The organism is Frigoribacterium sp. AC759, assembly GCF_979256015.1.
This window is the reverse complement of the sequence record NZ_CEEDMT010000001.1, coordinates 565,461-580,134: the sequence shown is the minus strand read 5'-3', so window position 1 is coordinate 580,134 and position 14,674 is coordinate 565,461. Positions and strand designations below refer to the sequence as shown.

At 59.6% G+C, this 14,674-nt stretch carries 13 protein-coding genes and 1 pseudogene; 10 read left to right on the top strand and 4 right to left on the bottom strand.

Going from position 1 to position 14,674, the window contains the following annotated elements:
- Positions 1-52: 52 nt before the first annotated feature.
- Genes ACZ6JE_RS02670 through ACZ6JE_RS02655 form a run of 4 tightly spaced genes read left to right on the top strand, consistent with a single transcriptional unit; the run spans position 53 to position 5,771 of the window.
- Positions 53-1,405: a tyrosine-type recombinase/integrase gene (locus ACZ6JE_RS02670; RefSeq protein ID WP_464318150.1), complete on the top strand. Its 1,353-nt coding sequence runs from the start codon at positions 53-55 to the stop codon at positions 1,403-1,405.
- A complete protein-coding gene (locus ACZ6JE_RS02665) occupies positions 1,402-3,198 on the top strand; it encodes a hypothetical protein (RefSeq protein WP_464318149.1) in 1,797 nt (598 codons plus the stop codon). Before ACZ6JE_RS02670 ends, ACZ6JE_RS02665 begins: the two co-directional genes overlap by 4 nt.
- Entirely contained in the window at positions 3,195-5,348 is a 2,154-nt protein-coding gene (locus ACZ6JE_RS02660; RefSeq protein ID WP_464318148.1) for a site-specific integrase, read from the top strand. Before ACZ6JE_RS02665 ends, ACZ6JE_RS02660 begins: the two co-directional genes overlap by 4 nt.
- Complete coding sequence (locus ACZ6JE_RS02655) at positions 5,349-5,771, top strand: hypothetical protein (RefSeq protein ID WP_464318147.1); 423 nt, start codon at positions 5,349-5,351, stop codon at positions 5,769-5,771. It begins immediately after the preceding gene.
- Here ACZ6JE_RS02655 and ACZ6JE_RS02650 read toward each other — a convergent pair whose 3' ends face one another.
- Positions 5,772-5,993: a helix-turn-helix transcriptional regulator gene (locus ACZ6JE_RS02650; protein WP_464318146.1), complete on the bottom strand. Its 222-nt coding sequence runs from the start codon at positions 5,991-5,993 to the stop codon at positions 5,772-5,774.
- 1,262 nt (positions 5,994-7,255) lie between these two features.
- Between ACZ6JE_RS02650 and ACZ6JE_RS02645 the strand changes: the two genes are divergently transcribed.
- The 4 genes and pseudogenes from ACZ6JE_RS02645 (at position 7,256) to ACZ6JE_RS02630 (ending at position 9,451) form a co-directional block, all read left to right on the top strand.
- The gene (locus tag ACZ6JE_RS02645) at positions 7,256-7,447 is read left to right on the top strand and encodes a hypothetical protein (protein WP_464318145.1); all 192 of its coding nucleotides are present in this window, start codon (positions 7,256-7,258) and stop codon (positions 7,445-7,447) included.
- 97 nt (positions 7,448-7,544) lie between these two features.
- Positions 7,545-7,715 (top strand): annotated as a pseudogene (locus ACZ6JE_RS02640) (LLM class flavin-dependent oxidoreductase); the annotation flags it as partial.
- A gap of 126 nt (positions 7,716-7,841) precedes the next feature.
- A complete protein-coding gene (locus tag ACZ6JE_RS02635; protein ID WP_464318144.1) occupies positions 7,842-8,972 on the top strand; it encodes an ImmA/IrrE family metallo-endopeptidase in 1,131 nt (376 codons plus the stop codon).
- Positions 8,972-9,451 (top strand): hypothetical protein, encoded by a 480-nt coding sequence (locus ACZ6JE_RS02630; protein WP_464318143.1) that lies wholly within the window; start codon positions 8,972-8,974, stop codon positions 9,449-9,451. The genes ACZ6JE_RS02635 and ACZ6JE_RS02630 overlap by 1 nt, the downstream gene beginning before the upstream one ends.
- Here ACZ6JE_RS02630 and ACZ6JE_RS02625 read toward each other — a convergent pair.
- Positions 9,426-10,280 (bottom strand): DUF6602 domain-containing protein, encoded by an 855-nt coding sequence (locus tag ACZ6JE_RS02625; protein ID WP_464318142.1) that lies wholly within the window; start codon positions 10,278-10,280, stop codon positions 9,426-9,428. The genes ACZ6JE_RS02630 and ACZ6JE_RS02625 overlap by 26 nt on opposite strands.
- Before the next feature lie 699 nt (positions 10,281-10,979).
- Here ACZ6JE_RS02625 and ACZ6JE_RS02620 point away from each other — a divergent pair.
- Positions 10,980-11,441, top strand: a complete 462-nt coding sequence (locus ACZ6JE_RS02620) for a hypothetical protein (RefSeq protein ID WP_464318141.1) — start codon at positions 10,980-10,982, stop codon at positions 11,439-11,441.
- A gap of 149 nt (positions 11,442-11,590) precedes the next feature.
- Here the strand turns inward: ACZ6JE_RS02620 and ACZ6JE_RS02615 are convergent, their stop codons facing one another.
- Both ACZ6JE_RS02615 and ACZ6JE_RS02610 read right to left on the bottom strand, forming a co-directional pair.
- Complete coding sequence (locus ACZ6JE_RS02615; protein ID WP_464318140.1) at positions 11,591-12,004, bottom strand: hypothetical protein; 414 nt, start codon at positions 12,002-12,004, stop codon at positions 11,591-11,593.
- Positions 12,005-12,771: 767 nt separating this feature from the next.
- Positions 12,772-12,978 carry a DUF3140 domain-containing protein gene (locus ACZ6JE_RS02610; RefSeq protein ID WP_464318139.1) on the bottom strand — a complete coding sequence of 69 codons (207 nt, stop codon included), beginning with the start codon at positions 12,976-12,978 and terminating at the stop codon, positions 12,772-12,774.
- A gap of 554 nt (positions 12,979-13,532) precedes the next feature.
- On the opposite strand from ACZ6JE_RS02610, the gene ACZ6JE_RS02605 reads away from it, so the two are divergent.
- Positions 13,533-14,573, top strand: a complete 1,041-nt coding sequence (locus ACZ6JE_RS02605) for a spore photoproduct lyase family protein (protein ID WP_464318179.1) — start codon at positions 13,533-13,535, stop codon at positions 14,571-14,573.
- Positions 14,574-14,674: the final 101 nt, after the last annotated feature.

The window sequence follows — 14,674 nt, the reverse complement described above, 5'->3', positions numbered from 1 at the left end:
GACTCCGGCCGGCCTCGCGACGCAGCTTCTCAACACACGAGAGTGCCGAAGTGTGCTCGAGCTTGATGACCTAGCTTCCTACCTAGGCCGTCGGGATACGAGGCAAGCGATCGACGGGATGCCTTTCGCCATCAATGGGGACGGCACCTACAACTCTGACCTCAACCTCTTTCTGCGCGGACTTCCTGACGGCATCACGTGGGAGGGAACGTCCACCGCAGGAGCAACCAGCTCTGAGAACAGCTGGAAGGCGATCGCGACAGACATCTACATGTTCCTCGACTGGTGCGAAGCCCTCGATCCTCCTGTCGAGATCCCTCGGATTACGTGGCGAGATCTGAAGATCTACAAAAACGCACGACTCGACCATCCGGCATCACGCATAAGTCCACGGACTTGGGCACGCCAGCACAGCAGCCTCAAGCGATTCTTCGACTATCTCGTTTTGGCGGGGCGGATAGCTCAGAATCCGCTGGCCCCTTCTGGCGAGGCGATTCTGAAGACGAAATCCAGCAGGAGGTCTCGTACTCGGTTCGTGACCCTAGCCGAGTACGACGACTGGATCGACGTAGGCGTTCTTGGACTTGAGACAGACGGACGGGAGCCTAAGTACCCGAGTCGCGTGCAGGCATACAGCGACCTCCTCTTACGAACAGGCATGCGCAAGACCGAGGCCGCCAGCCTGTTGGCCAAAGAGATCGAGAATGCCCAGGGGTTCACTCGTCATCCAGGGACCGTGGACAAATACGAGAAGGCCGACCTCACTCTTCCCACGAGCATCACGAAGGGAGCCGTTGAAAGGAACGTGCCCCTCTACTACGCCGCCATCCGGGACATCAGGGCTCTTTTGGACACGCGTGATCTAGCTACCGCCCGAGGGCTGGAGGAGCAGCCGGCACATGTGATTGACCGCTACCAAATTCTCGCCCTGGAAAATTGGACACTCTTCTCAGCTAAGGAGCGCCTGTCCTCCCTTCTGCGTTCGGCAAACGGAGGCCTGTCGTCGCCCCTTCTATTCGTACAGCCGAACGGGCTGCCTCTCCAGGTGGCCGCATGGGAATCCTCGATTTGGCGTGCAAACCAGAGGTGCCGGGAAAAAGGCTTGGCGGTATCAATCTCGGCTAGAACACTTCGGGCTACGTTCGCCGTGAACACGTTGTCTTTGCTCTTAGAGGGGACGCTGGACGAGGTAAAATCGCTTGTTGAGCGCGGAGCAACAATGCACTCGTCACGCTTGGCCAAACTAACCCTCGACCCAATTAATCGCTTACGCCTGCTACTGGGCCACGCAAACTACGCGACAACCATTGAGAACTACCTTCCTTACGTTGCGCAAGCGACCGAAGTTACAGACAGCGCCTTAAGACGCTGGCAGAGCACCCTCGGCCAGGAGGCTTCGAGGTGATGGCGCGCCTTATTCCGCACCGAACGAGAAGGCGAATTACACCAACCGCGAGAGCGCATGGGGCTAGAGAGCCGTCCGACCTGACGAGCTTCGAGAACGCTGGCTTTGTCTACCAACCGGAATTCGCGCCCCGAGCAATGCGGACGGCAGCCGGCCGCGCTCTCCTGCGCCGCCTCCACACACTTCAGCAGCAGAAGAGCCTGAGTCATTCATCGGTTTATGTCTACGGTCGGGCCATCGCAAACCTGCTCAGGGCGATCAGCCAGGATCAGCTCAACGTTGACCCGGATACGGAACTTAACATGCTTCCGGCAGACACCTTCAGGCGTGGACAAGCCCTTGCAGCAGCCTCCACGACAGGCGACCAAGCCGCAGCTCAACGCCTCTACTTTGACAAGATTAAAAACCTTCTCAAGCTTGACGAGCCTCTAGCGCCCGTCGACCTGCGACAAGTTCAGCTGTTTGAAACGGCCACCGGGTCATTGCTCGAGGGGCCTCTCATCAAGCGACCCGGTGGCGTCAGCGATGCCTACTCCGATGAGCAGGCGCATGCAATGGAAGTGCAATGCGAAGAAGAAATCAATGCTCTCCTTCGTTCGAGCAGTCAAGACATCTCAGACCGTTGTCGCGAACTGTTCGATCGTTGCCAGACCTACCCGCAACGGGTGGAAGACCTGTCAAACATGGACAAAAAGTTACTCCGCGGGGCGGGCCATTCGCTGCAGCAATTGCAGTCCGTGATTTACAGCACGCTGACGCAGCTAATTCCCTTTTTTGTCTTGATCGCGCTTCGCACTGGCCTGGAGCCAGAATGCATTTCCGGGCTGAGGAGAGACTGCTTGAGCAATCGAGCTGGCGGGAAGGTCACGGTCGAATACGTGAAGAACCGCTCCCCCGGTTCCGAGGTGAAGCGATTGCAGGTCGACGACAACGGGCACATGTCTGCTGGGTGGCTCCTACGGGAGGTTTTGAAACGCACAGAGGCAGCCCATAAGCATCTCCCAGTTGATTATTTGTGGATCGTCTACTCCCCCAAGGGGCCATCTCCTACGCAGAGGCCCTCCTCGAGCGACGGATTAGTTCGAGTTCCTCGATTTGGCAGCACTGGACCAACCAAGTACGACGCAGGCGCGAAGCTCGTGCTGAGGGCCACAGAACGATCGGGGATACCGATATTTGCCTTCGACACCCGTCGGCTACGAAAAACCGCCAAGCGGGCTTCATACCGCACCGTGGCTGGCGACATGGATGACTTCACTGTCAATCACAACGTACAGACCGCTGCCAAGTTCTACGCTGACCTGCCTTCAAACCTGCCCCTCCACGACGAGGCAATTTACCTCGGGCTCACGGCAGGCTACGAAGACGCGATTCGAGAGCCGACGGTCCTCACCGGTGATCCATCAGACCACTCGGTGGGCACACCACGACGGGGCACGCGCAAAATGCTCTGGACGAACGACTGTGCAGATTTTGAGAACTCCCCGTTCGGGGTGCCAGGCGAAGACTGCACGGCGATGAATGGACAATGCCTGACCTGCCCAAATGCCGTAGTGACCCGAGACCATCTGCCGAACATCCATCGCTTCGTCGACACTGCACGCGAGCAAGCAGGCGTGCTGCCGTATCGCGATTGGTCCCCAATTTTCGGTTTGGCCGTTGCGGTGGCCGAAGAAAAGATCTTCCCGCGCTTCTCCAAGCGAGAAGTCGCCGCAGCGAGACAGATAACGAACGCCGGGCAGGCGGCGATCTACCTGCCACCAACAGGAGCAACTGGAAGCGAGCTGACGTGATGACCGCGGTTGAAAAGACGAGCAGTTTCCACATGCTGTCCCATTCGGCCTTGTCTGATGCCGATCCTGTTATCAGATCTCGCGTCACGGGGCCTGAACCACAGAACCCTCCACGTGTCGGCGACGACATATGGAACCTGAGAGCGTACGTACAGCGGTCCAACGTGCAACCCACTCAATGCATCGCTGACTTCAACACCATTCCCGAGGGTGCCCTTCGCGTAGCCGCGAAGGCGTTCATACACGAGAAACTGAACCAGCCCCGCACATCCCGGAACGGACTACTGACGTCCCTCAGGCCGGCGGGCGTCCATCAGGAATTCCGCCGCGTACGCCTCTTCTTCGAACACCTTCAAGGTCGAGGCCATACGTCCCTGCAGATCTTCACCCAAGAAGATGTCGTCGCGTATGCAGTAGCTTTGGCTAAGCACTGCAAAGTGACCCGAGAATCACGCGGGGTGTTGATCTCGACCCAGGCCTGGAAGCTGGACATAGTTCGCTTGCTCGGCCAAAGTAAAACGCAGTGGCGTCCCGACGAATGGCCCAGCCCATGGCCAGGGCAAAGCGGGAGGGAAGTCATGGGCGCGCTGGTGGCCCGCAGTCGGCCCCGTGATCCAACAACCAAGAGAATTCCAAGAGAAATATTGGGACCACTCCTACAGCAAGCCATGCTGTACGTGGACGTCGCATCCCACGACATCGCCAAAGGCGCTGCTGAATGGGCCGCTTTAAAGGACACTCGCTCACGCAAAGGTTCTTCCTTGGCCAATTTCGAGGAATGGCTCTCGTGGCGCCAAGCCCGCGGACGCGGCCTCCCCGCGGCTTCAAACAGGTCACGCTCCCCCAGTGAGCCGGAACACCGAACTGGAGGGCCACTCAGCTCAGTCAACCTAAACCTCATCATCACCATGGCCGGGCTGCCGACTGGCTCTTTTCACAAGCGAATGCGGTTGAAAGAGCGCTTGGAACGCGCCATCAACGAGATGCCCCTTGAGCCGGGAGGCCTTGAGACTCAACCCTCGGTCGACCCTGCGACTGGATTACCGTGGGCGGAGGGTTTAGCTCCCTCTGACATGCTCCCTCTGCAAAAGCATCTAATGACGGCCTGCTACATCGTCACGGCGTACCTGTCGGGAATGCGTGACAGTGAAGTCCGATCAATTCGGCGTGACGCCGTCCGGAGGCATCGGTCGGGAACTGGCGCTGAGCGCTTAGTCATCAGCTCCACGGCGTTCAAGAACGAGGATGAAGAGGGGGCAGCAGCCGACTGGGTCGTGATTGAACCAGTTGCTCGCGCCATCGCGGTGTTGGAGCACCTGCACGACGGTGACCTACTCTTCGGTTGGTCGCCCATGGGCAGGGGCGCGACGCGTTTGGACGAGCCGATCATTGGCATAAACGACGCCCTAAACGAATTCGTCACGCACGTAAACCGCTTTACTCCGGGAGGACGGAAGCCCATCCCTGATTGGGATGACGGGCCGTGGCACCTGCAAACCCGGCAGTTTCGAAAAACGATGGCGTGGCACATAGCGAATCAGCCCTTCGGCATGATCGGTCTGCAACTTCAATACCGCCACCTGCGCATCGCCACGAGTCTTGGCTATGCAGGAACACCTGACTCGGGAGTCCCTACAGAGATCGCGAACGAGGAGTTCCTAAAACGGGAAGAAGATCTCCTCGACCGCTTCCGGCGACGTGTCGATTTGGGAGAGACATCGACTGGTCGAGGTGGACCAGCAATGGATCGACAGCTTGACAAGATCGCGTCATTGGCAGATAAAAGGGCGGCCGCTGCCGCGCTTGAGATCGAGGGTCCGACGATAGCTCGTGACGATGTCGTCCGGGCTCTACTACGCGACTCAGCACGTCTGCTATTCCCAGGGCCGCTAGCGGACTGTTCTTTCCGTCCGGAGATTGCGGTATGCCTGAGAGGTCAGCCAGAGAACAAGCGAGACAAGCCCATTCTCGCTCTCTGCAGACCGGAGGAGTGCACCAATGCCTCATTGAGCGTCGCTCACCGCCAGGCTTGGGCCGGCACCGCTGATCGAACCGCGCTGCTCCTGACCGTCAAGGGCCAAAGCGACGATCAGCGGGCGGTTCTCCGACTGCAGCAGAGTCGAGCACGCCGACTTGCTGATGGAGCTTAGGTGGTCAAGCCTGAGAATCATGAGGCCCTCATGTCGGTCCTTGAGTCTTACGTCCATCGTCGTCGAGACGACCCTGCTACCCGGCTTCCGCCCAAAATAGCCCTCGCCGCTGAAGTCGGCCTCAGCAGGGCAACCTACGGCAGGGACGAGGTCTTCAAGGAGGCATACGCGGAGGCGTCCCATCGAGGGAGTCGCCAATTAGAAAGCGCGACAGCTGAAGAACTAAGCCCGCACGCCGAGCTAAGTCAGTTAAGACAAGAGAGGACCAGGCTTCTCGATGAGATCAAGGTCCTGGCCGAGGTTGTTCAAGAGATGTGGCTGATCAACCGTACGTTGTCAGAAGAGGTCACGAGCGCAGCGGGGGCTCAGGACGCCGATGCTCTCGGCGGCCTCCCGCGCATCGGGCCTTCGGGTCGTGAGTAGCTAATCGTCACTGGACGAGGCATCGACCTCGTACAGATACGACACGAGCGAATCGAGGTGCAGATCGACGGCACCGGCGAGACGGAACCACGTCGAGAGGTGCCCCTCCCTTTCTCCGTTCTCGAGTCGTTGCACGGATCGAGTAGACACGCCCGAACGTTCGGCGACGGCCTCGAAGGACAAACCCAACTCCGTTCGTGTCCTCGGGTAGGCAATGCGCATCGCGGGGAAGTTTAGCGGGCGAGGGTGGCCGAGACCATGCCGGCGGCCGCCCCTGGTTGCGGCGGGAGAGCAGCCTCAACAGCGTGATCGCGTGGATGGTGCAGCACGAGCGCGAGCTATCGGCGCTGACGGGCCGGCTGCATCCCGAGCCGGACGGGTGGCCGTCATGAGGACGTGAGGCGCATGGGCATGAGCTGGTTCGACAGGCACGGTCCCAAGGCCGACGCCGTAGCCGTAGCCGTAGCCGTAGCCGTAGCCGCCGAGGTAGCCGTCCGACGCCCGCCGAAGCGATCGACCAAGATGGTGCGGTCTGTGTTTGGGTTTGCGGTCTTGTAAAGTTCCAGGCCTCCTATACGAATCTCCGACGCTGGGCATGAATTGTTCGCGGGTACGCGAAGACTGGCTTTCACACAGTTCCTCCTAGCGCGGACCGAGGCATCCAACTGCCTGCTTGAAGGCGCGCTGTTCCAGCTGCAGCGCTTCGCGTAGAGATAGGTCAAGCCCGGTAGCGATCAGTCTCTTAGCGTCGCGCAAGGCCGAGCGGGGTTTAGCCTCCAAGCGCTCGGCGCGCTCGAGAACCTCGTCGAGGACTCTCGATTCGCCGGCTATCCAATCGACGAGCAGGTCGATCGCGATCGCGCCTGGTCGCCCTGGCAGCACGGAGACCCCGAGAACTTCCGCCAAGACTTGGCCCATGGCGACGGTGGCCCCCGCATGCCTAAATTCTGGAGCAGGGATGACGTCGAAGCGCTCTCGTCCTACGTCACGTGCCAAATCTGCTCTCCCACTCTCAGCCACACCAAGAAATCTCGTGGGGAGCGGACAACGAAGCTCACGAGCCTTGCCGCCCGGCACATTGGTCGATCCTTGACTGCGCTGGACGGTGCCCCCCTGGGGGTGCTGGAACGGATCGTGACGACCGTAGACGCCTCAGTCCGTGTCGAGACGAGCACGCACACACTCACCGAGGCTGGGCACACCGCTGTTTTAGTCGTGCCCGTCGAGGCGCAGTAGGCCGCGGTGTCATGGGCGCAGATGGCCGACTGGATCGGAGACCGGTGGGAGCGGATCAACGACTAGGGGACCGCAGTGGGCGCCGTCGTAGCAGCGATCGTGGCAATGCTCGCCCTCGTTTCCGCGGCTAGCGAAAGCAAAGCCAGGAGCCAGCCACGGGTGACGGCCAAGTTCTGACCCGCGGCCGAGTCCGACGTCACCATGGACCTCGTGATCACGAACATAGGCAGCACCCCGCCCGAGACGTCATGGTCACCTTCGACCCTCCCCTCGACGTGCCCGAGGACGACAGCCGACTAGTCGCACCGTTCATCGTCCATCGCTACAGCAAGCCAATCCCGGTCCTCAACCCGCAGCAGTACCTCACCAACATCTGGTGGGCTGGCGAGACTGGGCCAAGCCATGAGCTGTGGACAGGGAACCCACCCCTGACGATGTGACTGTGACAGTCAGCTATCGAGGCGTCGGCCGGAAACGTCCTCGACCTCGTACCCGTCCGCGTAGAACAGGGGTCCTCCGGGACCCGCGGTCGCCCGATACAAAGACGAGCTTGGCTCTACCCGCTACTGGCTTGGCAAGCACCACAACGTTTCATCGGCCGCGTCCGCAAACCCAGCTGTTCTCCTCGGGGCCCTTGCGGGCCACACCAGTCGCATCCGTCTAAGACCTGGCGGAGTCATGCGGCCTGACGACGCCCCCTTTGTCATCGAAGAGCCGTTCGCGGCATCTAGAGCTACGAAGCACAGTGTCCCCCGTGAAGCAACACAACGAAGAAGTTCCACCTCACAAGTGAGGCAACGTCAGCCGTCGGACGACTGGGGGTACCTTCTTGTCATGCCCACGCTTCCTATCAATGCAGAGATCTTGACCTGGGCTATGCGGGATTTGGGAATCGGCGTAGAGCAAGTCGCATCGTCCCTTGGGCGTGAAACCTCCTTGGTCAACGAGTGGCTCGCTGGCTCGAAGAGACCATTCAAGGGTGACGTCGAAAAATTGGCATCCCTGCTCGGTAGGTCAACCCAGTTCTTCTTCCGGAGTGAGCCGCCGGCTTCTTCACCGGCCGGCGTCAAGTACAGAGCATCCGTTCTCGGCACGGCGTCCAATCCTGAGCAGGAGCTTCGAGTTGTCAGGCAAGCCCAGCATGCCCAGAAGCTAGTTCGTTTCTGGGCACAAGAACGAGGGCAAAGGGCACAACTGCCCGTTCCGGCAGATATCGTGAGCGCCGCCACCTTTGCGGTGGAAGCTAGGGCTTTTCATAATTGGGATGTCACAGAGCAAATATCAGCCTCGAGTAAGACGCAGGTTTTCAAAAAGCTGCGCCTTCGTCTCGAAACAGCCGGCCTTAGCGTCTTATTGACGCCCATGGGTGCCGACAATTGTCGGGGTTTTTCCTTGCCTGATCCCGTAGCTCCCCTCATAGCCATCAACTCTGACTACAAGCTCGCCAGCCTGCGCAGCTTCACCCTCCTTCACGAACTGGCTCACGTAGCTAAGGGAGTGTCGGCTGTCTGCCACGACCCGGTGGGTTCGGACGAGCGCTGGTGCGATCAGTTCGCGGCCGATTTCCTTCTCCCAGAGCCGAGCGTTCGTGCCTACTTCGAGAGAAAGAAGTGGTCGTTTATCCGACTGAACGACTTGGACAACATCAGGCTTATTTCTAACCGGTACGGCACGAGCTATCAGGCGGTGGCCCTTCGACTTCGCGGCTTGGGCCTGACGGAGCAGGCTGTGGTCGACGCAGTGTTCCGATACAGCGGCGAGGATGAGGGCAAGACGGGCTTCGCCCCGGGGGGCAAAAAGGTCTACGAGAAACGCTTTGATGAGTTCGGTAGCACCTATACCAGGGCCGTCCTGAATCTTCGTCAGTCCAACCAGATAACAGAAATAGAAAGCCGTAAGAGACTAAGGGTCACGAGCGGAAAAGATGTGGGCCTGCTCGCTCAGCACGCACGCGAGAACAGCTGATGGATATTTATATCCTCGACTCTTCGAGTCTCCTGGCGTTTGACGACCTGTGCCAGCCGGGTGGACAAAGAAATCATTTTTACAGTTCCCTAACGAGCCTGGCAATTTCAGGCTTAGTCATCTGCCCTCTGGGGGTCATCGCGGAGTGCTCCGACTTCGCCCAAGACTCGCCTGGCACGACCTGGGTTCGGGCAGCTCAGGGGCACTTCAGAGACGCCAGCGAGCAGTGGGACCACATGGGAGTCGCCATGGATTTGTGCCCCAGACTGAGCGATGAGGAGTCTTCCGAAGAACAGGCGAACGTCGCTGTGGTTGCTCTAGGCCTCTACCGAAAAGAGCAGGGCCAGCACGTGATTGTCGTGACAGACGACTGGGCCGACGGCCCCGCCACAGAGTGCTTGGGTACGTCTGCTCCAAAAGCTAACTTAGACACGATGACGGCAGCAGAGTTTGTTAGGGCCGTACTGGCTTTGCCGTGAGCAGCTCCTGCGCCAGGGGCGGGACGTAGTTCTTGAGCCAAGACGTCTGCACGTCCGTTCGAGCAATCAGCTGCTCCAGCATGACCAGTGAAAAGAGAAGGAGAGCCCTACCCGGCTCCATGATGGTCTTGCTTCGCCCGTTCGCAGTTGTCCGAGAAATGGGAAAAGTCCCGTTTGGGATGCTTATTTCATTCCCGATGTGACCACTGGGCGCCTGCTGCCATTCGTGGCTAAGTCGATTCCCATCCGCGTCTGTCTTGTGGAGGGGGACAAATCCCATGTTAAGCCTCTCTGGCTTTAACCCCCCGACCAGACCAGGGCTGAGGATACAAGCGAAATCAGGCCGAGTCGCTTCGGGTAAGCCGTTGAGCGCGTCGGCCTGAGTGGCAGCAGAGCCGCCTGCCTTATATCCGAAAAGGCCTACGGGTACAGGCCCGCTGTCGGAGCTCAGTTGCCGAATTGACGAGGCTTTCTCGCCAACGTCCTTGACCGCTTCGCCATTCACCGTTGTTTTGACTTCAATGGCGAGCAAGACCGTTTCAACGGGAAAAAGTAGTTGGGTGGACTGCGCCATCATCTGAGGCTGACGCGCGCTGTCAAAAATAATCAGATCGGTTTGCGCAGACCGATTTCCCATGCTGTCGAAGATGACTCCTGTCCCGACATCAACGGTGGAAGGCAGCAGCTTCGTGACCAAATTGGCGAGGGCTAGCTCGTTGGAGCGGCCCATCTCGCCGTTGTGTTGAACCAGGCGGCTGAAGACGGTTGCTTCTACTTGTAGCTGTCTGGCAACACCAGACCAGTACTCTTCCACCAAGCCATTAGTCATGCCTCGAGTTTTGCACGCATGAGCATGGGAGCGGCTTGTGGGTGCTGCTCGTCATGCTGGCTTTCGTCGCCGTGCTGGTGCTGGTGCTGGTGCTGTTCGTCTCCAAGCTGAGCTGACGCAACAGGTTAAGAGGCGCCCGGCAGGAAACTGATCGCCACGGACAGCAGGCTCGACACCATGAGTGTCGACCCTGCCACGGCTGGTCTCACGGTCTGCCCGAGGCCGAAGGGGATGCCGAAGAAGCCGCTCGGGATCGTCAGCAGCCAGAGAGCCTGGGTATCCCTTGCCTGGTGCCGGCCCGGATGAAGCCAAACTGCAACTCGATGCCAAGAATGCAGAGAGTAGCCTGGCCCACAGGGGTGATGGGGTGGTCGCGGACCGCTCCGCTTAGTTTGAGTGTCCCGCTATTGCTCGTGACCTCATGAAGAATATACCCCGGCGACGCGGTCGAGCTTGGTGACGTCCAGGGCATCGCAGGGCCGGCAGGCAGCCAGGCCACGAGGGGTTCTTACATGAGGCCGTGAGCTCGGACGCATCAGCCGGAAGCCTGCTGGCGATTTGGCGATATCTCGCCGCGGGCAGGCGTGGTTAAAATAAGTTTCTAATCGGCCACCATGCCGACCACTTTGAAGATCAGTCGTCCCGCGCGGTCGCTGGGGCCACCGACCTCGATCGCATTAGGACAGTACGGTTAGAAACATGGATGCAGAACCGCTGTCAGTCATCGAAGTTCATCCTCGACGGAAGGGCAGGTCCTGGTACGCGTTTCAGTCGTCTAGTCAGTTCGTCAAGCCTTGGTGGAGAGACGACGTTGAACCTGCCGCCGTGGAACACTGGCTTTCGGTACAGCGGGCAGGTGATGAAGTTGCCCGCTGCAAGTTCATCCTCTTCCCAGAAAAGCGCTCGAACCCGCTTCTAGGCGAAATGCCCCACGGCCAGCTTGATATTCTGGCTTTTGAGGTGGCATTAAGTCTCCGCGGACGCGGAATTGGTCGCGATACCCTCGTTGCGATTAGGGCTACATACCCCACGCCCAGATTGACGGCATTAAACGACGACGAAACATCACGTGGATTCTGGGATAGCGTCGGATGGATCCGGCACGAGTCACCACACCCGTTCTTACGCACCGTGCAAAGAGTGACCTATTCAGAATACTGATGGCACCCTGCCTGGAAGTAACGGCAGCACCACCGTGCTCTAACGGCGAATGAGCTAGCTCTAGCCATCAAGGGCTAGCACCGTAGATGCGGTAGCTTCAGGCTCAAGGCCTTCGATGAGCTCCAGCCCGGTGACGGTACAAGGAATCGTCAACCGGAGAAGGATTCGTCGAGGACCGCCTGGGTGGCCTTGCCGGTGTCTCCAAAGCGGTCCTCGCGAATCGCGGTGATCGGGGTGTCATACTCCAGCCAGGGGTTCGCGCCAATGAACCATGCACGGGCGACATGTTCACCCTCAGCCTCAGCCTCAGCCTCAGCCTCAGCCTCAGCCTCAGCCAGCATCGTCCACTGCTCGTAGGCGAACTGCAGGCGGCGCATGGCCGCGTTCTTCGGTGCTGGGCCATCGGCCTTCGCCCACCGGTAGGGCAGCTTCGCGTCTTTGCTCCCAGCAAGAGACGCGACGAGCGTGCCACCCAATGAGCCGTTCAAACGCCGGACGATCTCACGGACGTCGAGTTTGATCATCCGTGTGTGCGCTGTGGCGACGTGCGTCGCGTCCGTCATGATGACCCTCAATCTTGATGGCGTGATTCGCAAGCTACCACCTTCAAGCCACCACCTTTACACCAAAGCGCATGCGTCTTAGTCGTGTCCACAGACACCGTGGCACCACGAGCAGTCGTCGCAAGGTCGGATCTACGTAGAAATTCGCATCATGGGGAGGCGCAGCAAGAGTGACCCCAACCGCAACATGACCGCTAATGTACGTTATGTCAGATTAATTGCTTTCGGGTTAGCGGTTTGTTGCCCACAGTCCCATCCCTTGAGGGTCATAAGTTGCGCCACTGTCACCGGCGGCGCGTACTGTCGCGCTAGTTGAAGGCGTTCACGCGTCTTCATCGGCCGGTGTTTCTTGCACCCCTGCCCGTGAAGCTCTTGCGACAACATCGGCACGGAGGGGTACGTTGTCGGGCCAAACCGAGATGTGCCCCTCTTTCCCGTTGCACCCGGCAACTCCCCAACGGGCACTCGGTCGCATGTTGCGAGGTCGCCCTAAGCCAGGTCGACTCTCGTTCCCTGACATTTGGAACCGATTACAAACTGCCTTCGGGCGACCAGTAGGCCTGCGGAGCCTTCCAGTAAACCACTGATGTGCGGTTCCCGGCATGTGAGCGTGAGCTTCGTCCATGTCGGCTCCCGCTTGCGCCGCAGCAGTTTGGCCCGGGCGGGTGGCGCCGTCCCTACATCAACTCACAACGTCAGCCTTCGGGGTCATGTCCCCACTTCATGAGGCAGTACCGCCATGCTGTTTCCGAGATGTCCCCGGACGGTCACTGCTTGGAATGACGCGCGATATAACCAATGGTTTTGCGCATATGGGCATAGTCGGTGTCGGTGAGCTCGCCTTGCTTTGTATGCAGGATTCGGACGATGCGCCGGCCGCTGCGATGTCCAGTCGATTCCTGGCCCTCAGCCTTCTGCCCGACATCCTCGGATTCATCCGAGTCGAGCCACGTGTCGAGCTGTGCGGCCGTCATGTTGACGACGTCCTAGAACTCGTGCCGGGTATCTGAATTGCTGTCGGTGCCCATGGCGAGAACCCACCCCTCCCCTGCACATGCAAGGCGCCGGCATTCGTGAAGCCAAAGCGAACTGCTCTGAGAGGAGAACCTCCGAGGAGAGCCACTTGTCCCTCAATTTTTATCGCACACGCCATGCTTTTGAGGATAAATCATCTCTGCTACAGTGGTTGGAAGCCGTAATCGCCGAGACCCCGCATTACGGCCCTAAAACTAACCCCGTTGGGACAGCACCTCGTGCTGGCACCCTGGAGGGGGAGCGCCAGGATCAGAGCGCAGGACATACACCTGCGGGGCGCGCGGCCGCAAGGAGGAGCACTCTCGTTGCGGCCGTTTCTACGTCCAGTAGTCGGCGACGCTTCTGGCCCCTATGCTGGCTGCGCGGGGAGAAGCAGATCTGAACCCTGGTTCTCCCCGTCTCGAGCCTTGGTGTCATCGAATCTCTCGCGCACGTCGGCAAAGTCAGTGGTGTCCGATAGACCCGTGGGGATGACTACTTCCCGCTTCTTGATATCCGACGCATCTACGCCGAACCAGAAGCTGCGGCCTCGGCTAGCGGGCAGGAGATACTCAGCCGGTGGCCCCACGCCGTCGTCGTGCCCGTCGAATCGCATTGGAATATTCCTGAGCTGCACGGCGACGAGGCGAATGTCCGACGTTGGGTGCGCATCAAGACAGAAGCCCTCGTCCTTGGAACGAAAAAGAGTGTCCTGACGCGCCCGAACGGTCGCTCTGCGGACTTCATCGCCCCATCGTTGTCCAACGGCTGCGCGATGGCCTGCGTGTATTGCTACGTGCCGAGGCGGAAGGGCTACAGCAATCCCGTCACCGTGTTCACGAACATCGAGCAGATCACACGCCACGTGGCGAGGCACGTGCAAAAGCAGGGTCCAAAGCTGAATCCGAACCAATGCGACCCGGACGTGTGGGTTTACGACATTGGCGAGAACAGCGACTGTTCAGTGGACGCGACAATCAGCGACAACGTTCGAGACATGTGCGACCTTTTCCGGATGACACCCACGGCGAAAGCATCGTCTGCTACGAAATGGGTGAATCGCGATCTGCTGGACTGGGATCCACGAGGGCGCACTCGCATCAGGTTCTCGGTCATGCCGTCGGAGACTGCGAAGGTGACCGACCTGCGGACCAGTCCCATGTCTGAGCGCATCGCGGCCGTGAACGACTTTGTCGAAGCGGGCTTCGAAGTGCACCTGAACTTCTCCCCCGTCATCATGACCCCGTCCTGGATAAGTGACTGGTCTGCGTTACTGACGCAGATCGACGATGTCCTCTCCCCCGCAGCCAAGCAGCAGCTGGCGGCGGCGGTGATCTTCCTCACTCACAACGCTGCGCTGCACGAGGTCAATCTCGGATGGCATCCGAAGGGTGAGGATCTACTCTGGGAGCCCCGACTCCAAGAAGCCAAGACGTCACAGAACGGGGCCGAGAACATCCGCTACCGCCGCGACTTGAAAGCCACAGGCGTCGCAGCCCTCACGGAGCTTGTTGCACAGAAGATGCCCTACTGCCGCATCCGGTACGCCTTCTGATACCTGTTCGCCACATGACAGCGAAGAGGCCACCGACCCTGTCGGGTGTTTTACCCCGCAGCGGCTACCCCCGTGATGTCAGCAGCCAGGGAGCACCTCGG

Coding starts and splice junctions, on each gene's coding strand:
- ACZ6JE_RS02635 (WP_464318144.1), top strand. CDS start 7,842: ATGCCCACGCTTCCTATCAATGCAGAGATCTTGACCTGGGCTATGCGG.
- ACZ6JE_RS02645 (WP_464318145.1), top strand. CDS start 7,256: ATGGTCACCTTCGACCCTCCCCTCGACGTGCCCGAGGACGACAGCCGA.
- ACZ6JE_RS02610 (WP_464318139.1), bottom strand. CDS start 12,978: ATGACGGCCGCACAGCTCGACACGTGGCTCGACTCGGATGAATCCGAG.
- ACZ6JE_RS02625 (WP_464318142.1), bottom strand. CDS start 10,280: ATGACTAATGGCTTGGTGGAAGAGTACTGGTCTGGTGTTGCCAGACAG.
- ACZ6JE_RS02630 (WP_464318143.1), top strand. CDS start 8,972: ATGGATATTTATATCCTCGACTCTTCGAGTCTCCTGGCGTTTGACGAC.
- ACZ6JE_RS02615 (WP_464318140.1), bottom strand. CDS start 12,004: ATGACGGACGCGACGCACGTCGCCACAGCGCACACACGGATGATCAAA.
- ACZ6JE_RS02650 (WP_464318146.1), bottom strand. CDS start 5,993: ATGCGCATTGCCTACCCGAGGACACGAACGGAGTTGGGTTTGTCCTTC.
- ACZ6JE_RS02620 (WP_464318141.1), top strand. CDS start 10,980: ATGGATGCAGAACCGCTGTCAGTCATCGAAGTTCATCCTCGACGGAAG.